Origin of the sequence: Flavobacterium undicola, assembly GCF_009909155.2 — a bacterium.
Classification (GTDB): domain Bacteria; phylum Bacteroidota; class Bacteroidia; order Flavobacteriales; family Flavobacteriaceae; genus Flavobacterium; species Flavobacterium undicola.
This window is the reverse complement of sequence record NZ_JAAAPM020000031.1, coordinates 19,829-41,511: the sequence shown is the minus strand read 5'-3', so window position 1 is coordinate 41,511 and position 21,683 is coordinate 19,829. Positions and strand designations below refer to the sequence as shown.

Sequence of the window (21,683 nt, the reverse complement as noted above, 5' to 3'; positions counted from 1 at the left end):
AAAATCCTCTTGAAAATCTACAAATTTATTTTACGATAACTCCATAGTGTGACGGATGTGTAATCGGTTCCGTTCAACACGAGTTTCATTGTTCGTGCTGCGCACGCAACGAAACTCTAACTGTTAGGTACAGGCTATTTATCGCTTTTTAAATTATTAACATATTTGGATGATTTTCCGTTCCAATAACAGTTTATGCATCTGCCATTTTCAAATTTGTGCTCGCAATTTTTCTTTTCATACAAATAAAATGAGCATTCAGGACATAAAGAAGTCATTTCTGATGATTCTGAAAAATAAAGACTTTTGCATTCGTCACATTTTTGAGTTTTACTATTCATTTAAAGATTGCCTTTTTAAATTTATAACAGTATTTACACTTTTAATTAATCCAATTGAAGCTTTTCCTGTTTCCATTTGAAAATCCATTTGTTCTCCGTAAATATCAACAATTCTAAAGATTGATAATTTTGGTTTATTTACAATGCCTTTAAAATCTCTAAAAATCACATCATCAATTGATTCAAAATCTATTGATTTAAGTTTGTTATTTTCTATCTCTAAAATCTGACGAGTTGTTATTAAAGTATGTTTAGCTTGACTTTTTATTTCAAAGATTGGAAGCTCATTTTTATCCAATTCAAAGTCAATATACTTATTTTCAGTTTCTGCCGTAACTATTTTAGAATATGTCCAAGTATTAATATCCATCGCAGAGCGTTTTATAGACGCAATTGTTATATTTTGAATAGAGATGTCTTTTTTCACTTAAGGCTCTTTTAGCTTGTAGCGTATGTTGAACTAAACCTTCGGTAGCACTTATCGTAGTTTTAGTACCTTACGAATATAATTAAATTTCGTAAGTTATGGTTACAAAAAAAAGCATCCAGAAGATTTAAGAGAAAATAAAATTCTCAATCAAGCCAAACGAGAAGTTCCCGGTTTTGAGGAGCTACTAGATCGTTTTGAGCGCACGGTTTCGGTCTTAGGTCGAAGCCAAAGTACTTTTACTAATTATTCTCGTCACGTAGCTTCTATTTCCTTGTATTTTGGAAAAATCCCAACGGAGCTCGATGCCGAACAAGTTCATGACTACCTGTTTTATCTTCAAAAAAAGTCTAAAACACCTTCTCAAACGTATTTTAAGCATTGTGTTTACGGGCTTCGTTTTTTATTAAAATCCGAAGGCTTGCCTTATGAGTATCTTCGTTTACCTTCGATAAAACACGAGAAGAAACTTCCAGTTGTTTTGAGTAAAGAAGAAGTTTGGTCGCTGCTCGTACATGCTAAATTACTTAAGCACAAAATTCTAATTGGACTTCTTTACGGTTGTGGACTTCGTTGTATGGAAGTGCGTTCAGTACGTTTGCAGGATTTGGATTTTGATCGCAAACAGCTCAAGGTCGTTCAAGGCAAAGGCAAAAAAGACCGTTATGTTCCGCTTTCGATTCACTTAATACGAGGCTTAAGAAAATACATTGAAGCAGAAAAACCTCAAGATTATCTTTTTAATGGTCAGCCTGTTGGTCGCGGAGGAGGCGATTTTGATAGTCGTTATTCCCAGCGAGGAGTGCAGTGGGTTATCAAACAAGTAAGTAAATCAGCTGGTATAATTAAAGAAGTTCATGTGCATTCGCTGCGACATTCTTATGCTACCCATCTTTTGGAAGACGGGATGGATATTATGACCCTCAAAGAGCTTTTGGGACACCAAAACATAGAGACTACCTTAGAGTATTTGCAGATAGCACAATTAGAGAGTCAGCAAAAGTTCAGTCCCCTTGATACGCTCTTTGCCCAATGCAGCCAAAATTTGAAGTAGCCGATGTACTGCAAAAGTTAGGAGCAAGAATAGAAAATTTAGGTTTAAATACTTGGCAGCTTCGAACCTTGTCAGCAGTTAAAAAATGCCGAACATCACAATTGGGCGGTCATATTGATGCCTGTGATAGTTGTGGGAATATGAGCATTAGCTACAATAGTTGCCGCAACCGTCATTGCCCGAAGTGTCAGGGTGAAAATCGAGAAGATTGGATATCCAAAAGAGAAACAGAACTTTTGCCTGTTCCTTATTTTCATGCGGTTTTTACTTTGCCTGATAGCATCAATTCCTTAGCGATGCACCAGCCTAAAATGGTGTACGATACCTTGTTTGAAGCGACTTGGGAAACACTACAAACTTTTGGTAAAAAGAAGGGAATTCAAATGGGTATGATTGCCGTTTTACACACTTGGGGACAGCAATTGAGTTTGCATCCACACCTGCATTGCATTGTGCCTGGAGGAGGAGTAAATAAAGAGGGACAATGGCAAAACAGCGACTCCAAAGGCAATTTTCTATTTTCAGTCAAGGCATTATCCAAGGTTTTTAGGGCTAAATATTGCGAAAAACTCAAGGCGAAAAATCCGATTGGCTACGAACAAATTCGGCAGGAATTATGGAGAAAAGATTGGGTGGTATTTGCCAAGCGACCTTTTGGAAGTTCAAAATCGGTGGTGGAATATTTGGGGAGATATACCCGTAAAATCGCTGTTAGTAACCATAGAATCAGGAATATTGATTCTCAAAACGTGATTTTTGATTACAAGGATTATCGAATGGCGGGAGTCAAAAAACAAATGTCCCTTACGCACGGGGAGTTTATTAGACGGTTTTCGTTGCATATTTTACCCAAACGGTTTGTAAAAATTCGCCATTATGGTTTTCTGAGCAGTACTTGGAAGCGTGAAAAGCTAAAGCTTTTACAGGAAAAACTTCAAGTAAAAGTATTAGAAAAAGTAGAAAAGAAGCCTTTTTTACCCAAATGTCCTTGTTGTAAAGTGGGCAATTTACATACGATAGCTGTTTTTGATCAGCGTGGTCCGCCTGTTTGGTATCTTGGCGGTAGCCAAAACACAAGTCCCTATAAAAGCTAAATTATGGGTAAGGGTATGTATGCCCAAAAGTGAAGAAAAACACTCGGAAACGCACAAAAATACTTCTCAAAAAAAAAAGAGGATGCTGAATCCTCTTGAAAGGCTAAAAATATTTTATCAAAAAACCCATAGTTGCGGAATGACAGCGGTTCCGTTCAACACAGGTTTCATTGTTGGTGCTACGCACGCAACGAAACCTTTGCTGTTAGCGGTAGGACTTAGTCGTTAATCTTCTGAATCTGTTCCAATAAAATTTCTTTGATATTGTTATCATATTCTGCTATAGGCAAAACCCATTCATATTTTAAAAAATGGTCAAACATTCCCCAATGTTCATTTGGTTTTTCAATAATTGGAATAACTTGCAGTGATGGCATACTTTGAACAATACCTAAAAGCTCTTGCGGAATACTTTTTGGATCTGTTATATCTGCTACTATGAATTTACTCAATCTTGCAATTGTAGTTATTGTTTCTTGAGTTGTCCTATTCGAAGGTTTTTCAAAATCAAAAATTATTGGAGCATAACCATGGCTTCGTAAAATCTCTTTTATTTCATTAAGTTTTAGCTTTCTTTCAGGAGTAAACCTTCCTAAGATTAAAACAACTTTTGATGTAACAGTTTCTATAATATCTTTAATCTCAGAATTATTTAAAAGTAAATAGACAAACTGAGCAACTTTAATATTGTCTAAAGTTATTTCTGGTTCATGTTCAGCAGTTATTATTAAATCATTTTGAATAGTGTTTTCATTAGTTGAAACGTTCCAAATAGATACTCCATAAATATTCGAATAAGATAAATCAGTGCCATATAAAATATTGTCAACAAAATGACATCCAACTAAAATGCAGTTTCTCAAAATTGCATTTTGTAAATTAGCTTGTGTGAAATTACAATGTGTTAAATCGCAAAATTCAAAATTTGCGCTTTCTAAGTTTGCAGTATTAAATTCACAACCTGATAATTCGGAATTGGATAAGTTTGCGTTTTCAAAATTTGAGTCGTAGAATTTTGCGTCATAAGTTAACCAATTAGTAAGGATAGCGCTTTCAAAGTTGGCTTCGCAAGCTTGCATATTACTGGCTTGAACGTCATTTAGATTTGCCCCAATAAATATAGCATTATCGGCAATCACTTCTTGTAGATTGGTGTTTTCTAAATTTGAATATGAAAAATTTGTTCCATATAGCGAAGCTCCATTAAAATCACCGTCTTTAAAATTATAATATGACAAGTCTAAACCATCTAATTGCGCCCAAACAAATTCGGGTTTCATTTCGGGGTTTTCTAAACGCCACTTGTTCCATTTCTCATGGCCACTATAAAGTAATTCTAAATGTTGTTTGTTTGGTTCCACTTATATGTTGTTTAGTCTTACCGCTAACTTGTATATAGGCGAAACAAACCTTCGCCAATCTACCCTAATTTGGGTGTATACGCGAAGGTTTATTTCGCTTTATGATTTTTCAAATATATTGATTTTTTCTTACAAGTCATTTGGCTATTTTAGATTTGTGAAATGAATTTGCAAAATGATATTTTGAAAATATAACGCTCTAAATAGCCCCGACCTGTCTGCCGACAGGCAGGTAGAAACGAAAATCCTCCCGATTTTTCTTCGGGAGATTGTAGTGTATAGCGGGAGGAGACTTCCTTAAAAAACAAAATCATGCTGCTCCTAAAAAATCTTAATTTCTTAGCTATTATCTATTAGAACGTCTGTCATTATTGGTATTTGGACGTCTTGGACCAAAGCTGTTATTGCTGCTACGGTTTGTACTATCCGTTTTTGGTTTCTTAGGAGTCGAATTACGTTGTGGTCTGCCTTGACCTTGTTTTATAGGTTCGGTTGAAGCATTAGGATCTGGCTCAAAACCTTTAATATTTTCTTTCGGCAATTTCAAGCCGACCAATTTTTCTATATCGCGTAAAAAAGTGGTTTCGTCCGGACTAACTAACGAAATAGCTTCTCCACTTGCTCCGGCTCTTCCGGTTCTACCAATTCGGTGAACATAATCTTCAGGAATATTGGGCAATTCAAAATTAACAACATGCGGTAATAATGGAATATCCAAACCTCGAGCGGCAATATCTGTGGCGACCAAAGCGGTTAGGCTTCCGTTTTTGAAACCGGCTAAGGCTTTAGTTCGTGCGCCCTGACCTTTATTTCCGTGAATAGCTGCTGCTTTAATACCTGCACTAATCATGCTTTCGCAAAGTTTGTTGGCCCCTTGTTTGGTACGGGTAAATACCAAAATCTGTTTCCAGTTGCCTTCCGTAATCAGTTTAATGATCAATTCTGTTTTTTTCTGCTTTGCAACAGGATATACTTTTTGAATAATAGCATCTACTGTTGTGTTTTCCGGGGTTGCTTCAACATGAACGGGATGGTGCAAAATACCCATTGCCAATTTCTTAATATCTTTTGAAAAGGTTGCCGAAAACATCAAGTTTTGCCTTTTTGAAGGTAATACTTTTATAATGCGCTCAATATCTCGTACGAAACCCATGTCTAGCATACGATCCGCTTCATCTAAAACTAAGATTTCAACTTTGGCAAGCGATATTAAACCTTGGTTTTGCAAATCGATTAATCGACCGGGAGTCGCGACCAAAATATCAAGACCTTGACGTATTTGTGCGGCTTGTGGTTTTTGGTTTACGCCTCCAAAAATTACGGCGCTGCGCAAATCCAGAAATTCACTGTATTCTTTTATATTGGCAAATATTTGAGCAGCCAATTCTCTTGTAGGAGTCAATATTAAGGCACGAACGGGTCTTTGTCTTAAGTGTTGTCCTTGCGATAATAATTGTAATATTGGTAGTGTAAAACCTGCCGTTTTTCCTGTTCCAGTTTGCGCAGACGCTAATACATCTTTACCTTCTAAAATTGGTGGAATTGCCTTTTGTTGTATTGGAGAAGGTGCTGTATATCCTTTTTTACTGATAGCTTTTAATAAAGCATCAGATAAGCCTAATGAATTAAATGACATAAATTGTGTTTATGAAGTAAACACTAATTTGAGTACTTCTTTAATTTGGCGCGAAGATACTGCTAATTTTTTCAATGTGCTTTTTATTGCTTGACTTTGCTTAAATAAAAGATAGTGATGGCTGGCTGGGATGATTATAGGGATTTTTGAATACAGATTAACGATTCTTGATTTTAGATTTTATGTTAGTAAATAAAAAATCGTTTGTTTTTCAGGAACTCGTAAATCTGAAATCAAGAATCGTTAATCAAAAATCTACAATCATTTTTATTGTATCGTACTTCTGTGATAAAAAAATGAAATTAGTTATAGGTCTAATTGCTATTACTTAAACTTCGCTATTCCAGCTTTCAACCAATTATAATATTCTTCAACTCCTACATAACTAATTGTTGGCTGCTCAGCATTTAAACTATTACCTTCTAAGTCAGTTAACACATATAAAGGCTGCGTATTGGTTTTGTATTTAGAAATCATAAAATCAGTCCACTTATCCCCTATGGTTTCAATTTCAGCACCCGTTGTTGGAGAAACAAACTGTTGTAATTTTGGCAATTCTCTTTTATCATCAACGTAAAGCGAAATCAAAACGATTTGGTCTTTCAAAATAGACAATACATTAGGATCTGACCAAACATTGTTTTCCATTTTGCGGCAATTTACACAAGCAAATCCTGTAAAATCGAGCATTATGGGTTTATTTACTTTTTTAGCATAAGTCAATCCATTTTGATAATTATCAAAAACAACTAATCCATGAGGGCCAATTTTTGCGCCTTCAGGTAAATCAATTTTAGCCGCACTTTTCCCCGAAACACTCAATCCCATTGGGCTTTCGCTATATTCCATCGGTGGTGGAAAAGCATTGATAATTTTCAAAGGCGCTCCCCAAAGTCCCGGAATTAAATAAACAGTAAAGGTCAACACTAACAATCCCATTAGTAATCTTCCAACAGAAATACTTGACATTGGACTATCATGCGGCAAGGTTATTTTTCCAAACAAATACAAAGCTAAAGCTCCGAAAACAGCAATCCAAATAGCGATGAAAACTTCTCTTTCTAATATATGTAACTGCAAAACCAAATCGGCATTCGATAAAAATTTAAAAGCCAAAGCCAATTCTAAGAATCCTAAAACCACTTTTACCGTGTTCAACCAACCTCCCGACTTTGGTAAAGAATGCAACCAACCCGGAAAAAAAGCAAATAACATAAATGGCAGAGCCAATGCCGAAGAAAAACCAAGCATCCCTATTATTGGTGCCAAACCGCCATTAGAAGCGGCTTCAACCAACAAACTTCCTACGATAGGTCCTGTACAAGAAAAGGAAACAATGGCTAAGGCCAATGCCATAAATACAATTCCTAATATTCCGCCTCTATCGGCTTGACTATCTACTTTATTTGCCCAGGAATTGGGTAATACAATTTCGAAAGCTCCTAAAAAAGAAATCGCAAAAACGACCAATAAAATAAAAAACAACAGATTAAACCAAACATTTGTTGACAAGGCATTCAATGCATCTGCACCAAAAATAGCCGTAACAATCGACCCCAATAAAACATAAATTACAATTATCGAAACTCCATAAATAATAGCATTTCGTATTCCTCTGGCACGCGTTTTACTTTGTTTGGTAAAAAAACTAACCGTCATTGGAATCATCGGAAAAACACAAGGTGTCAGCAAAGCGGTAAACCCAAACAAAAAAGCAACAAAAAAGATAGACCAAAGACTTCTTGGAACAGTTTCAGTAGTATTTGATATAGCTGCTTTTTCAGGAGCAACCACAATATCACTTGCACCAAGACTAGGAGTTATCGAATCTGTTTTTGTACTATCAATAAGCTTTGTATTTTGAACTGATTCATTCAGAAGATTCTCTTTATGATTAGGAGTAACTACAGCAATTGAAGTAGCAGGAATTTGAAAAGTAAATTTCTTAGATTGATTAATACACACTTCTTTACAGGCTTGGTAGTTAAGTTCTACTTCAACCTTATTTAGCTTTAAATTGGTTAGTTTAATCTCCTGCTGAATTTGAGCTTTACCTTCAAAAAAGGTTTCATTTACCTCAAAAACATCATTATAAGCCGTCTTAGTTTTACTCTCTTTGGCTTTGCCAATTAAACTATAATTCCCTGATTGATTTTTAAAAACAAGCTCCATTGGCAACGGTCCTCCATCTGGAGTAAACTGCGAATACATGTGCCACTCTTTTTCAATCACCGCGTTAAAAGTCAATACAAAAACACCTTCTGACTTTTGTTCTATTTTGGTTGTCCATTTAACAGGATCTAAAATTTGAGAATTTACATTGGTAAAAACCAAAAAAGCGGTAAGTATAAATAATAGTTTCTTCATTATTGCAATGCTATTTTTAATATGTTTTTTGTGGAATTATCGATTCTGAATCGTTCATCTTGTCGAATGCCAACCACCCAAACAATCTGATCTGCCGACCATAAAACCCAACAATTTTCTTTTTCTAATAAAGATAATTTTTCGTCTTTAAAAAGCTTACTTAACTTTTTAGACTTTCCATCCATTCCAAAAGGCTGAAAAGAATCACCTTCTTTCCATTTTTTTAAAACCAATGGATAAACCAACTTATCTTCATCAACAAATATAATTGAATTTGAAGCATCTGAAATAACCGCTGCTTCGCAAAAAGTAAGATTTAAGGGAATATTAACAGCCGGAGTATTTTTTTCTACAAAATACACTTCATTATCTTCTTCCTGAAAAACTGGACTCAAAATCAATACTTCTCTGTCTTTCAACAATCGATAATCCGCTGAAAAAACCTGCTTCCCTGATTGACTCTCCACCAAACCATAAACATCGTCCCAGGCCGAAAAACCAAATTCATGCAACCATTGGTACAAATAAGATTTATAATTGGGTAATTTCAGCAATTGGTTCAAGTCAAAAACAATAGTCTCACCTTCTTCTCTTGCTACTTGCTGATACACCATAATAGCAGCGTCTTCAACTAATTCCTGAGAGTCATTCAAATACGACTGTGTTTTTTGAAAGGATTCCACAAACTGCGGATTCAATTCTTTCAACAATGGCACCAGATGATGTCTAATTTTATTGCGCAAATATTTATCCGAAGCATTACTGCTATCTTCCCGCCACTGAATGTTATTTTCACTGGCATATTCCAAAATTTCTTCTCTTGTAAAAGGCAACAACGGACGTACAATTTTATCATTTTGAGCCGGAATCCCAACCAAACCTTCTAATCCAGTTCCACGACTCAGGTTGATTAAAAAGGTTTCGATATTATCATCGGCATGATGCGCCGTTAAAATGTAATCGTAATTCTCCGTTTCTAAAAGTTCATAAAACCAATTGTAACGCAATTCCCGAGCCGCAATTTGAGTCGAAAGCTTGTAATCATTCGCAAAAGCTTCGGTGTCAAACTGAGTCAAAAAAAATGGAATTTCATTTGCATTAGCGTAATCCTGAACAAAATTCTGATCTCCAAAACTTTCCAATCCACGCAATTGGAAATTACAGTGTGCCAAAGCAATAGAATGCTTTAATTCATTAAACAAATGAACTAAAACCATACTGTCAATTCCGCCACTTGTAGCCAGCAGCAATTTGCTTTTTTCTAAAAAAGCAAAATTTTGATCGATATGTTTTTTGAACTTGTTGAGCATATACTAAAAATTAAAACTTATTTTAAAACTTCAAACATCGCTTTGGCTTTCAGCAAACATTCTTCGTATTCTTTTTCAGGAACAGAAAGCGAAGTGATAGCACTTCCTACCGAAAAGGACAAATATTGATTTTGCTGATTATACAATATACTTCGAATAACAACATTAAAATCAAAATCGCCATCAGGAGTAAAATACCCCACGGCACCGCTGTACAAACCTCGCTTAGTTTCTTCGAGTTCTTCAATGATTTTCATTACCGAAATCTTAGGTGCTCCCGTCATACTTCCCATAGGAAAAGTATGTTTTAAAGCATCAACTACAGTGTACTGCGGGTCTAATTTTGAAGTAATAGTTGAAATCATTTGGTGCACTTGCAAAAAGGAATAAATTCCACACAATTCCGTCACCTGAACCGAACCTTTTTGAGCCGTATGCGATAAATCATTTCGTACCAAATCGGTTATCATAATATTCTCAGCACGTTCTTTAGCATCGGCGGCTAATTTATTTTTCGATTCTTCATCTTCAATTGGATCTAAAAATCGTTTTGCCGTTCCTTTTATAGGCTGAGAAATAAGCAACTCCCCTTCTTTTTTCAAATAACGTTCTGGCGATGCCGACAATAAAAATTGCTTGTAATTCTTAAAAAACACCGCAAAAGGTGGTTTCGAAATTTTATTCAGCTTCAAAAAAGTCTCCAACGGATCAATTCGGGCGTTTTCAGCATAAAATTCCATGCAAAAATTAGCCTCATACAAATCTCCATGATGAATGTGTTCGAGCATTTTAGACACTTTTTCGCGATAGCCCTCAGCTGAAATTCGTTGCTGAATTTGCACATGGGTATCAAAAGTCTCAAAATCGGTAACAATTGCTTTGATTTCGTCCCAATCGGCTTCAAATTCATCATCGCAAAAATTCAAATACCGAATTTCGATTTCATTTCCTTTGGCTAAAAAGAGTTTTTTAGGCTGAAAGAAATACAAATCAGGAAATTCTAAACCATCAAAATTAGCCGACGTTAAAGTCTCAATATCATTTTTTAAATCATAAGACAAATAACCAAAAATCCAATCCTGAATGGTTTGCTGGTATTGTTTTAAATCTTCAAAAGCATTAAAATAATCGGTTTTTATAGAAGTAAAAGCATCAACAGCCAGAATCCAATCGTAACTGGAATACTCTTGTTGGTATTGGTTACTATCCATAAAAGTTACTTCTCGAAATTGTTGCGACCACAATAAAAGCTGCTTTTTGATATCGACCAGATGCGTTATGTCTTGTTTAAAGGATGTTCTCAATGTAAAATTTTAAAAGGTAAAATTACAATAAAAAAAAATAGCTTCTCTAGTAGAAATTTCACAAAACCAGCGCATAGTTAAATAAATATTAAAAAAGATTTTTCTTACCAAAACCTCTTATATTTGACATGAAATTCAGGCCTAAAATTTCGCGAACAATCAATCAAAAAATCATCCACTCTAAAAGAAAAAATCTATGAACAAAATTGTAAAAAGTAGTTTGCTACTATTCACTTTTACGACATTAATGATTAGCTGTAAAAAAAGTGAAGCGCCAGAAGAACTAGCAACAAATAATATTGTTACTGAAGCTGCTATTTCTTCTTCTGCTGCAGTAGAAAAAAAAGACAGTACCCGAAAATTCGTTCGTACGGCCGACTTGAAATTCAAAGTGAAAAATGTTCCCCAAACTACTTATGCTATTGAAAACATCACCAATAAATTTGATGGATTTGTTACTTACACCAACTTACAAAGTAACATTATTGATCAATATGAAACCAAAATAAGCCAGGACAGCACGCTGGAATCCATTCGATACAATATTGAAAACAACATCACAATTCGAGTACCTAACAAACGTTTGGATACGGTTATAAAATGCATCGCCAAACAAATTGACTTTCTAAATTATCGCGTCATAAAAGCGGATGATGTTTCGCTAAAAATACTTTCGAACCAACTCTCACAAGAAAGAAGTGCCAACAAAGAAAAAAGAGTAGAAAAAGCGATTGATACCAAAGGCAAAAAAATCAATGATGTGATAGATGCTGAAAATAACTTGGCAAACCAAAAAGAACAAAAAGACGCAGCGAAATTAGAAAACCTGTCCATCCAGGATCAGGTTAATTTTAGCACACTGACTATCCAAATATACCAACGCGAATCGATCAAACAAGAAATGATTGCCAATACCAAAGATTACAATCACTATAAACCCAACATTGGAATACGCCTACTCGATTCTCTAAAAGCAGGCTGGAATGTTTTGCTTGATATTATTGTATTTGTTTTTGAAATTTGGTGGTTACTATTAATAGGCTTTGGTGGATTCTTGCTTTATAAAAAGTATTACCAAAAAGAATAACTTATAACACCCCTTAGGTGTAATTTTTATTCTAAAAAAGTAATATAAAATGACGTTATAACTTCTCGTCAGTTCGAGTGAATTTTCAGAAAATGCGATAGCTTTTTCTGAAAATTTGTATCAAGAACCATTTTTTAATAAAAACGTCATTGGTAGTGTTTTTTTTTTTGTGTAGTCGCGAAAAATCGGGACTACACAAAAAATGCTTGTCTGCCACAGGCAGATATCGAGAACCTTGTTTTAATGATATTTTTCTTGTTCTCGATACGATCCCGCCCAAAAGTGGGATCACTACCAATGAAGTTTTTATTAAAAGTAAAAAATTAGATTTACCAATTTTCTTTTTTGCTTGATCAAAAAAGAAACAAAAAAATCAAGTCTCACGCTTCCTCGTCGGTCAAATTAGTTTTCGAATGCTAAAAGAAAAGAACTCTCCGCCGCGGCGGATCAAACAGCTTTTCTTTTTACGTATTCTTCAAACATTTGACACTCGACTGCGGAAGCTAAGGACAACTAAAACCCTAGAAAAAAAACAATTTAATTTACAATTGACAAAATATCAACGTCATTTTATATTGCTTTTTTGAATAAATCATACCTCGAACTGACGAAAAATTATCATCAAAAACTAATTACCCACTCAAAACGAATACACATTACCCAATTTATCACAAGGAAATAAAAGCCAAAAACAACCTAATTCCACTCCATTTACTGTAACAAACAATTAATTGATTATCAAATTAACATTTTATTAAATAATAATTCTTCTATATCAGAAAAATCAGTTCTTTTTTTTGTAAATTTACTATAAGCTACAAAAACATACAACGATTATTAATCGTTACATAGTTAAAAAAAGCTTGTTTTTCTGATTTAGACGGTTATCTAGGGAGAGTTTTTACTACGAATGAAAGTGCTGAACCGCAACAGAATTTTGTGATTTGTTAACCAATAAAACCTATATATCATGAAAATCGCAACTCTTATTGTTCGTACGTTAATGGGAGCTATATTCCTTTGTACTTCTATCAGTTATTTTGTCCTCTCAAATCCGGAACCCGTTTCAACAGGTGATTTCAAAGCATTTCAAGTGGGTCTTATTGCCTCAACTTATTTGATGCCATTAGCTAAATCAATTGAATTTTTATGTGGTTTATCCTTTGTATCAGGAAAATTTACCACCTTAGCCAATATTATCATTTTCCCAGTGATTATCAATATTTTATTAATCAATTATTTTTTAAACCCACACGACTTACCTATAGCTATTGCTGTTTTTGCAGGCAACGTATTTCTAATTTATAGCCACTGGCATAACTATGAAGGATTATTTAAAATGAATGGTTAAAAAAAACAAAAAACCCGTCTCATAAGAAACGGGTTTTTTTTATATAAAAAGGAACTGATTTTTAAATGTGTAACGCTCTATTGTCAGTTGCTGCTAATGCTGCTTCTTTTATTGCTTCCGCAAATGTAGGATGTGCATGAGACATTCTTGAAATATCTTCAGCAGAAGCTTTGTATTCCATTGCTACTACCGCTTCAGCAATTAAATCAGCTGTTCTGGCTCCAATCATGTGAATACCTAAAACTTCATCCGTTTTAGCATCAGCAAGGATTTTTACAAAACCATCTAAATCAGCACTTGCTCTTGCACGTCCTAAAGCTTTAAATGGGAAACTTCCTGATTTGTAAGCTACGCCAGCCGCTTTCAATTGCTCTTCTGTTTGTCCAACAGCCGCAACTTCCGGCCAAGTGTAAACTACTCCAGGAATTAAGTTATAATCAATATGTGGTTTTTGACCCGCTAATATTTCAGCAACCATAGTTCCTTCTTCTTCCGCTTTATGAGCTAACATCGCACCACGTACTACGTCACCAATTGCGTAAATATTAGAAGCCGAAGTTTGTAAATGATCGTTTACTTCAACTTGACCTCTTTCAGAAATTTTAACTCCTGCATTTTCAGCGTTCAATCCATCAGTATATGGACGACGACCAACAGAAACTAATGAATAATCTCCTTCTAAAGTAATTACTTCTCCTTTTGCATTTTCTGCTTTCACAGTAACTACATCACCAGCTCTTTCCACTGATTGTACTTTGTGAGAAGTATAGAATTTCATTCCTTGTTTTTTCAAGACTTTTGTCAATTCTTTAGACAAAGAAGCATCCATTCCCGGAATAATTCTGTCCATGAATTCCACAACCGAAACCTGAGCACCCAAACGTAAATACACTTGACCTAATTCGATTCCGATAACTCCACCTCCAATGATTACAAGGTGTTTTGGCACTTCTTTTAAATTTAAAGCTTCAGTAGAAGTGATGATTCTTTCTTTATCAATTGAGATAAAAGGCAAAGAAGATGGCTTAGAACCTGTTGCTATAATAGTATGTTTCGCTTCTATAGTTTCTGAAGTTCCATCTGCTTTTGCAACAGCAACGTGTGTAGCATCAACAAAAGACCCCAAACCATTAAAAACAGTAATGTTATTTTTATCCATCAAGTAGTTGATTCCACCAGAAGTTTGATCCACAACTGCCGTTTTACGAGCAATCATTTTTTCTAAATTCACTTTTACTTCTCCCGAAACTTCGATTCCGTGATCTGCAAAATGAGCAATTTCAGCATAATGATGAGAAGAAGACAACAAAGCTTTTGAAGGAATACATCCTACATTAAGACAAGTTCCTCCAAGTGTGGAATATTTTTCGATAATGGCTGTTTTGAAGCCTAGTTGCGCACAACGAATCGCTGATACATATCCTCCAGGTCCAGAACCTATAACGACTACGTCAAATGAATTCATAGTATATTGTTTTTTATTATTTTTTTAAAATCTCGAAGAGCAAAAATAGGGAATTATGTTTTGTTTAAAGTTTAAAAAATGAGATATTTTGTTAGTTTTTGTAATCAATTTAAGCTCTTTAAGACTGATATCTTTACAAATGAATGGCTAGATTTAATATAAAATTACGCCCTGCAATTGAGCTATCATTTATAATAAACATTAAAAAGAATTTTTAAAATAAACTATAAAACTAAAAACCAACAATTTAACCACTTGTAATCACACAAAACTTAATCATTTTTCGTAAATTTAATACTCATTTTTAAAGTTTTGGTATCCACTTGAGTCTTAACCATCTAAAACAATTACTTATGGATAATTATGTTGTTAAAGTCTTGCAAGCTGTTTTTATCACCCATGATGTAAAACGTTTTGTTGTTGAAAAACCGGAAGGATATCATTTCATTCCCGGTCAGGCAACAGAAGTTTCCATCAATCTACCGGAATGGAAAGATGAATTAAGACCTTTTACATTTACCTGCCTGGGAGAGGAGAACCATCTCGAATTCATCATTAAAATTTACAACGACCATAAAGGGGTTACAGCCATGTTAGGTCGTGTTAACAAAGGAGACGAATTGATTATTCGCGATGTTTGGGGAGCCATTCAATACAAAAAACCGGGAATATTTATTGCCGGAGGTGCAGGAATCACTCCTTTTATTGCTATTTTCAGGGATTTGTACCAAAAAAACCAACTACAAGGAAACCGACTCATCTACTCCAACAAAACCTCGGAAGATGTTATCATAGCTAAGGAATTACAAGAAATGCTCAACGATGATTTCATAAATATCTTTACCCGGGAAAACGTCACCGGATTTGTGGGTAAAAGAATAGACCGTAAATACCTGATAGAAAATATTGCCGATTTCAGTCAACATTTTTACATCTGTGGGCCATCTGCTTTTGTAAAAAACATCAGCAATTTATTGATTGAATTGGGTGCAACTGCTGATGAAGTTGTTTTTGAAAAATAAAACAGTATAAATACTTATTTCAATTTTACCGCAAAGTTCGCAAGGCTTTTTCTGTTGATATATTGAGAAAACGCAAAGTTCGCAGCACTTTGTGAACTTTGCGTTTTATTTAAACTTCTTTATAAAACCTTGCGAACTTTGCGGTTAAAACTTTTTTCACATTATTAAGATTTGTGGGCACTATCTCTATACATAACGGAATTGTGTAACTATTGAGTTAAATCAGTGTGGTCAGGAATTTTATTTCTAAAGTTATTATTCTTTATCTTATTTACTATTTTATATATTAAAAAGACAATGAAAATTATATTAATCAAATTCCATAAATTCAAACTAATATAATTTGTTTTTTGCCAAAAAGTCATACTTTCCAGACTTCCATATTCTCCTTTACTTTCCTCATAAAAATCATCATACCCCATTAACATCACCCCAAGAAAAAGATACACAGCTAAATCAAAGACAATTAATCCCATCCCAATTAATATATTTTTTAATGTGAATAGCTTTTTCATTGCTAGTTAAAATTTGTTTTGAAAATCTTTGCGAGTACAGAATACAATTCTGCGCTAACAATTGTGGTAAATCTGCGCGGTCGGGTCTACGCTAACGATTTTGGTAAATCAGCACAGTTCTTTTTTTTAACTTATAGTTATTTCTCTAATTCTGTCAGATAAAAACCTTTCAGTATATGCTGTATTCCAATTGTCATAGTTTTGTAAAAGTTGAATTATGTCATTATCAACTAGTGGAATAATCAGACCACGACCATCTCGAAAAGTATCTTTACATCTATTCATAAATAGTTCAAAATTATCAATTTGTCTACAAATAATAAATCCTACTTGTCCTCTGTTTACAGAAAAACGACCGCCAATTTGGTCAAGTTCAGGATTTACTATATCTCGACTATAGTTTTTACATTCGATAAATATGAATGGACAAGGAATTTTATGGTTTTCTGATAATCTGTAAAAAACACCAATTTTGGCTGCGTTATCAAAAGTAATATCAATTCTTTTTCTTCCTTCGTGAATTTCCCTTTCTTTTATTGGATTTATTAAATGAGGATAGAATACTAATTCTAATATTCCAATAATTATGTTATGAAAATCTGAAGCAGAATCAGTTCCTGGTGGGATAGCTTGCAACCTAACAATCAAATCTTGTGTAATTTGTGTAATATCAATATCCGTAATTTCAATATTTGTTAAGGATTTTATATCAGTTTCATCTTTAAATTGTTCTAATACTTCTGGGTGCTGTAAAGTGAAACGTCTCAAAAAACCTTTTGATTGTGGATTTATTTCTTTAATACTTTTTTTAGTAACGAAATGCGCACCATTGTTTTTTCTTTGAACTAATGCGGTTTGTAACCTTAAGTTTTCGTTTTGTAAACACTCTAAAACAAAGTGATTATAATATTTATCAGGTGTGTAGCCTTTACAAAAAGAAACTATTCCTTTAGGAATTAATAGAATTTTTCGATCATTTATAACAAGCATCTCAGTATGTTCAATTTCCCATTCATCTGTTCGTCTATTCCAAAAATAATCAGAAGAAATACCAGGAGTTAATAGAATGTTGTGAAGATTACATTGATTCTGAGTATAAGTTATCAAATGTGAAGTAATTATATTGGTTGTCATATCTGATAATTTATCTTTTCCAAAATTATCTACAAACAAAATATTATCTTCAATGTCTTGAATTAATCCTGTTTGGATAGCTCTACTTCTTAGTAAACTGTCGTAAATTTTATCAGTATCTTGATTTCCAACACCGCGACCTCTTGGATTTCCAACTGACATTCCTAAACAAGTAGAATTTGGCTCGTGAAGATGGTCAAATAATTCTTTTGCCTCATCTTCATTTCCGTTTCTAATCAAATCTATAACACGTTGAAAAAAACTTCTTAAAGTTAATGTAGCATCAATTGACCAATTATCTTGTTTTTTTCCCAAAAAGAAAGGGTCTAAAAATAGTGGTAAATCTTCATTGGTATCAATATTAACAAAGTCAAGCTCAGCTTGAGATTTGTTTAGATTAAAAATCTCACTAATTTTCATAATTTAATTTTTTGTCATTTTTTTTGCAAAAATTGCTTGTAACTCATAAACACATACAAGTTTATACAACTTTTCTTAATATGCAAAACAAAAATACGTTTATTCTTATTTTTTCATATAAACAAAACACCAAAACAACTCACAAAAAAAGAGCTAAACTCCTTATAGAAGAATAGCTCTTTTTACTATTGATTTTTGAAATTGAAATTGATATTGCAATTGCTATTGAAATTTAATTCCTCAAACAACTTTTTAAAATAGAAACTGGATGCTGGGCTTTTCGACTGGTACCATCAAAAATTTGATGACGACAAGAAGTTCCTGCTGCGGCAATATCTACATCAGCATCAGTTGATCTAATTTTTGGGAACAAAGTATCTTCTCCCATTTGCATACTTATTTCGTAGTGTTCTTCTTCATATCCAAAAGAACCCGCCATCCCGCAACAACCGGAGTTGTAAATAGTAACCGAATTGTTTTTAGGTAGATTCAACATCGTAAAAGTAGCTTCGACAGCACTCAATGATTTCTGGTGACAATGTCCGTGAATTTTAATTTGTTTTTCGTTGGTTGAAAATTGTCCTGCATGGATTTTTCCTGCTCCAATTTCTTTCTTGAAAAACTCTTCGATAGTCAAAACGTTTTTAGCTAAATTTTGAGCCGCAGTTTTGTCTTCTGCCAATCTTAAATATTCGTCTCTAAAAGTCAATATTGCCGAAGGTTCAATTCCTATTAACTGGCAATCGTCTGAAATAATAGGTGCAAAAGTAGCGACGTTTTTAATGGCGATCATTTTAGCTTCTTCCAGAAATCCTTTCGAAATATAAGCTCTTCCACTTTCTTCATGTTCCACAACAATCACTTCGTAACCTAATTTTGTCAACAATTCGAAGGCATCAATCCCAACATTCACATCATAATAATTAGTGAATTCATCGCAAAACAAAACTACTTTTCCATTTGGATATTTCTTATTGTCATTACCATTGCTATTGACATTGTTATTGACATTGTTATTGACATTGTTATTGACATTGTTATTGCTAAGCCATTTTCTAAAAGTCTGTTTGGCTAACAACGGAACTTCTCTTTGCTGCGCTACTCCCATTCCTTTTTTCACAATGGAAAGATTAGAAACAAAATTAGTCAAGGCAGGAAAAAGACTTCCCATCTTATTCATTTTGGCATTATTAGCAAAGATTTTATTTCGAAATGAAAAACCATTTGCTTTTTGGTATTGGTACAAAAACTCCGCTTTTAAAGTCGCCACATCCACATTAGACGGGCATTCGCTGGCACAGGCTTTACAACTCACACACAATTCAAAAACCTCATACAATTCCTTGTGATTGAATTTATTATCTTTTTCAGAATGCGTTAAATATTCGCGTAAAGCGTTTGCACGGGCACGGGTTGTATCTTTTTCATTGCGGGTAGCGCGATAACTAGGACACAAGGTTCCTCCTGCCGAAGGTAATTTTCTACAATCGCCGGAACCATTGCATTTTTCGGCAGCTCTTAAAATCCCCATACTGTCTGAGAAATCCTGAATGGTTTGAATATCCGGTTCTACCCTATCAGTTTCAAAACGGAAATTCTCATCCATCTTTAGCGCATTGACAATTTTCCCCATATTCAATACCGAATTCGGGTCGAATGCTAATTTGATACGTTTGAGTAATTCGTAATTTTTTTCGCCAATCATAAAAGGTAAAAACTCACCTCTTACAATTCCGTCACCGTGTTCTCCACTTAACGAACCTCTATATTTTTTTACCAAAATAGCCACTTCGGTAGCGATGTTTCTAAATTGGTAAACACCTTCTTTCGTCTTTAAATTCAAAACGGGACGTAGGTGCAATTCGCCCGCTCCGGCATGTGCATAATAAATGGCGTCTTGTCCGTGACGTTTCATCATAGCCGAAAAATCGGCAATATAATTAGGTAAATCACTCAACTCCACTGCTGTATCTTCAATAGAATCGGCTGCTTTATCATCGCCCACAATACTTCCTAAAAGTCCAAGACCCGCTTTGCGGAGTTCGTTTACTTTATCAACATCTGCTCCATATAATTTTACCGAAGCATAACCAAAATTATTGTCTTCTAAATCTTTGATCAAAGCATCAGCCTGTTTTTCGGCCTCATCCATATTAATATAGGAAGCCACTTCAAACATCATAATCGCTTTGGGTTCACCCTGAATAAAAAAGCGATTTTTACTTTGCTCTTTATTGTGTTTGGTACAATCTAAGATGATATCATCAATCATTTCGCAGGTGTACAAATGATGCTTCATGGCAATCATTACTGCTTCTAAACTCTCTTGAATACTCTCAAAATGAGTTACCACCATGATGTTGTTTGTTGGCGGTAAATCATCTAATTGCAAAGTCACTTCGGTTGTAAAAGCCAGTGTTCCTTCGCTACCACAAAGCAACTTACCCACATTTATTGTTGGTTCAGTACCACCAAATAAATCCGATTTTAATAAAACATCAACCGCATAACCGGTATTTCGTCTGTGGATTTCCGGTTTTGGAAATTCGTTTATGATCTCTTGCTGGTTGGCTTCATTGGACAATTCCTCATAAAGCTCTGTATAAATCGAATTTTCAAGTGAATCTCCTTTGGTTTTTTCTACGAATTCAGCCGAAGTAATGGTATTAAAAACTACCTGAGAACCATCGGCCAACACCGTTTTTATCTCAATAATTTTATCACGGGTCACTCCGTAACGGATAGAAGTTGTTCCCGAAGAATTATTCCCCACCATTCCTCCTACCATACAACGATTAGAAGTAGACGTATTAGGTCCAAAAAACAATCCGTGTGGTTTTAAATACAAATTCAATTCGTCCCGAATCACACCTGGTTGTACTGTAATCGTCTTTTTCTCCGCATCAAAAGCGACAATTTTTGTAAAATGTTTTGATACATCTACCACAATTCCGTCTCCAATAGTTTGTCCAGCTAAGGAAGTCCCGGCAGTTCTGGGAATTAATGTCGTTTTATTGTCAATTGCATAACGCACTAACTTGACAATATCCTCAGTCGTTTTGGGCAAAGCTACCGCCAAAGGAACAATTCGGTATGCCGAAGCATCAGTAGCGTATAATGTTTTATGAAGATTATCAAATAAAAGTGTTCCTTCTAAAGAATCGGACAATTGCTTTAACGAATGTGAATGAGACATATGTGGACTATCTTAGGGTATCTTAAAATATTATTCAAAAATTATTTGACAAATATAAATATACCTGTTGGTTGAAAGTGTTTTTTGATTATAAATTTTCTTGTTCTCGATACCTGCCTTTGGGCAGACAGACATTTTTATCAAAAGTAAAAAAATTGATTTACCAATTTTCTTTTTTGCTTGATCAAAAAAGAAACAAAAAAATATTCATGCGCTCTTATTGTTTTTCGGTATTCATGAATCTTCGATTTCAAGTCTTACACTTCCTCGTCGGTCAAATTAGTTTTCGAATTAGCTTTGCTCTGTTCGCCTTCGGCTCGAGTCTAAAAGAAAAGAACTCTCCGCCGCGGCGGATCAAACAGCTTTTCTTTTTGCGTATTCTTCAAACATTTGACACTCGACTGCGGAAGCTAAGGACAATAAATAGTAATTTGATTTATCCATAGAATACAAGTGTAAAACGTTATTTTATATTGCTTTTTTTTAGAATAAAAATTATACCTCGAACTGACAAACGCATTTGTTAATTATCAAACACAACCTTAACAGATTAACAGAAATAAATCCGTTTAAATCTTTGAAATCCGTGGCAAAAAATA

General features: G+C 34.4%; 16 protein-coding genes. 6 read left to right on the top strand and 10 right to left on the bottom strand.

All coding sequences use genetic code 11. The annotated features are described in order from the left end of the window. Nucleotides 1-333: 333 nt before the first annotated feature. Complete coding sequence (locus tag GTZ96_RS15390; RefSeq protein ID WP_161644799.1) at nucleotides 334-768, bottom strand: hypothetical protein; 435 nt, start codon at nucleotides 766-768, stop codon at nucleotides 334-336. Between the two features lie 142 nt (nucleotides 769-910). Between GTZ96_RS15390 and GTZ96_RS15385 the strand changes: the two genes are divergently transcribed. The 3 genes from GTZ96_RS15385 to GTZ96_RS15375 all read left to right on the top strand — a co-directional run bounded on the left by GTZ96_RS15385 (nucleotide 911) and on the right by GTZ96_RS15375 (nucleotide 3,145). Next, complete coding sequence (locus GTZ96_RS15385) at nucleotides 911-1,822, top strand: tyrosine-type recombinase/integrase (protein ID WP_161644801.1); 912 nt, start codon at nucleotides 911-913, stop codon at nucleotides 1,820-1,822. After that, nucleotides 1,801-2,916 carry an IS91 family transposase gene (locus GTZ96_RS15380; protein ID WP_161644798.1) on the top strand — a complete coding sequence of 372 codons (1,116 nt, stop codon included), beginning with the start codon at nucleotides 1,801-1,803 and terminating at the stop codon, nucleotides 2,914-2,916. Before GTZ96_RS15385 ends, GTZ96_RS15380 begins: the two co-directional genes overlap by 22 nt. Before the next feature lie 82 nt (nucleotides 2,917-2,998). Next, a complete protein-coding gene (locus tag GTZ96_RS15375; RefSeq protein ID WP_181033215.1) occupies nucleotides 2,999-3,145 on the top strand; it encodes a hypothetical protein in 147 nt (48 codons plus the stop codon). Here GTZ96_RS15375 and GTZ96_RS15370 read toward each other — a convergent pair. The 5 genes from GTZ96_RS15370 to GTZ96_RS15350 all read right to left on the bottom strand — a co-directional run bounded on the left by GTZ96_RS15370 (nucleotide 3,135) and on the right by GTZ96_RS15350 (nucleotide 10,894). Next, nucleotides 3,135-4,277: a pentapeptide repeat-containing protein gene (locus GTZ96_RS15370; RefSeq protein WP_161644797.1), complete on the bottom strand. Its 1,143-nt coding sequence runs from the start codon at nucleotides 4,275-4,277 to the stop codon at nucleotides 3,135-3,137. The genes GTZ96_RS15375 and GTZ96_RS15370 overlap by 11 nt on opposite strands. A gap of 346 nt (nucleotides 4,278-4,623) precedes the next feature. After that, on the bottom strand, nucleotides 4,624-5,913 hold the full coding sequence (locus GTZ96_RS15365) for a DEAD/DEAH box helicase (RefSeq protein WP_161644796.1): 1,290 nt from the start codon (nucleotides 5,911-5,913) through the stop codon (nucleotides 4,624-4,626). Between the two features lie 324 nt (nucleotides 5,914-6,237). Next, nucleotides 6,238-8,280: a protein-disulfide reductase DsbD family protein gene (locus GTZ96_RS15360; RefSeq protein ID WP_161644795.1), complete on the bottom strand. Its 2,043-nt coding sequence runs from the start codon at nucleotides 8,278-8,280 to the stop codon at nucleotides 6,238-6,240. Further along, on the bottom strand, nucleotides 8,280-9,590 hold the full coding sequence (gene tilS, locus GTZ96_RS15355; protein ID WP_161644794.1) for a tRNA lysidine(34) synthetase TilS: 1,311 nt from the start codon (nucleotides 9,588-9,590) through the stop codon (nucleotides 8,280-8,282). The genes GTZ96_RS15360 and tilS overlap by 1 nt, the downstream gene beginning before the upstream one ends. A gap of 17 nt (nucleotides 9,591-9,607) precedes the next feature. Then, nucleotides 9,608-10,894, bottom strand: coding sequence for an anthranilate synthase component I family protein (locus GTZ96_RS15350; RefSeq protein ID WP_161644793.1), 1,287 nt, complete (start codon nucleotides 10,892-10,894; stop codon nucleotides 9,608-9,610). Between the two features lie 196 nt (nucleotides 10,895-11,090). Between GTZ96_RS15350 and GTZ96_RS15345 the strand changes: the two genes are divergently transcribed. Both GTZ96_RS15345 and GTZ96_RS15340 read left to right on the top strand, forming a co-directional pair. Then, nucleotides 11,091-11,981 (top strand): DUF4349 domain-containing protein, encoded by an 891-nt coding sequence (locus GTZ96_RS15345; protein ID WP_161644792.1) that lies wholly within the window; start codon nucleotides 11,091-11,093, stop codon nucleotides 11,979-11,981. A gap of 970 nt (nucleotides 11,982-12,951) precedes the next feature. Then, on the top strand, nucleotides 12,952-13,332 hold the full coding sequence (locus GTZ96_RS15340; RefSeq protein ID WP_161644791.1) for a DoxX family membrane protein: 381 nt from the start codon (nucleotides 12,952-12,954) through the stop codon (nucleotides 13,330-13,332). A gap of 61 nt (nucleotides 13,333-13,393) precedes the next feature. On the opposite strand, the gene lpdA is transcribed toward GTZ96_RS15340, so the two are convergent. Next, complete coding sequence (lpdA, locus tag GTZ96_RS15335; protein ID WP_161644790.1) at nucleotides 13,394-14,797, bottom strand: dihydrolipoyl dehydrogenase; 1,404 nt, start codon at nucleotides 14,795-14,797, stop codon at nucleotides 13,394-13,396. Between the two features lie 353 nt (nucleotides 14,798-15,150). On the opposite strand from lpdA, the gene GTZ96_RS15330 reads away from it, so the two are divergent. Then, nucleotides 15,151-15,819, top strand: coding sequence for an FAD-binding oxidoreductase (locus GTZ96_RS15330; protein WP_161644789.1), 669 nt, complete (start codon nucleotides 15,151-15,153; stop codon nucleotides 15,817-15,819). A 209-nt stretch (nucleotides 15,820-16,028) separates the two neighbouring features. On the opposite strand, the gene GTZ96_RS15325 is transcribed toward GTZ96_RS15330, so the two are convergent. The 3 genes from GTZ96_RS15325 to GTZ96_RS15315 form a co-directional block, all read right to left on the bottom strand. Further along, nucleotides 16,029-16,334 (bottom strand): hypothetical protein, encoded by a 306-nt coding sequence (locus GTZ96_RS15325; protein WP_161644788.1) that lies wholly within the window; start codon nucleotides 16,332-16,334, stop codon nucleotides 16,029-16,031. Nucleotides 16,335-16,460: 126 nt separating this feature from the next. Then, complete coding sequence (locus GTZ96_RS15320; RefSeq protein WP_161644787.1) at nucleotides 16,461-17,888, bottom strand: hypothetical protein; 1,428 nt, start codon at nucleotides 17,886-17,888, stop codon at nucleotides 16,461-16,463. A gap of 232 nt (nucleotides 17,889-18,120) precedes the next feature. Further along, on the bottom strand, nucleotides 18,121-21,084 hold the full coding sequence (locus GTZ96_RS15315) for an FAD-binding and (Fe-S)-binding domain-containing protein (RefSeq protein ID WP_161644786.1): 2,964 nt from the start codon (nucleotides 21,082-21,084) through the stop codon (nucleotides 18,121-18,123). Nucleotides 21,085-21,683 lie beyond the last annotated feature (599 nt).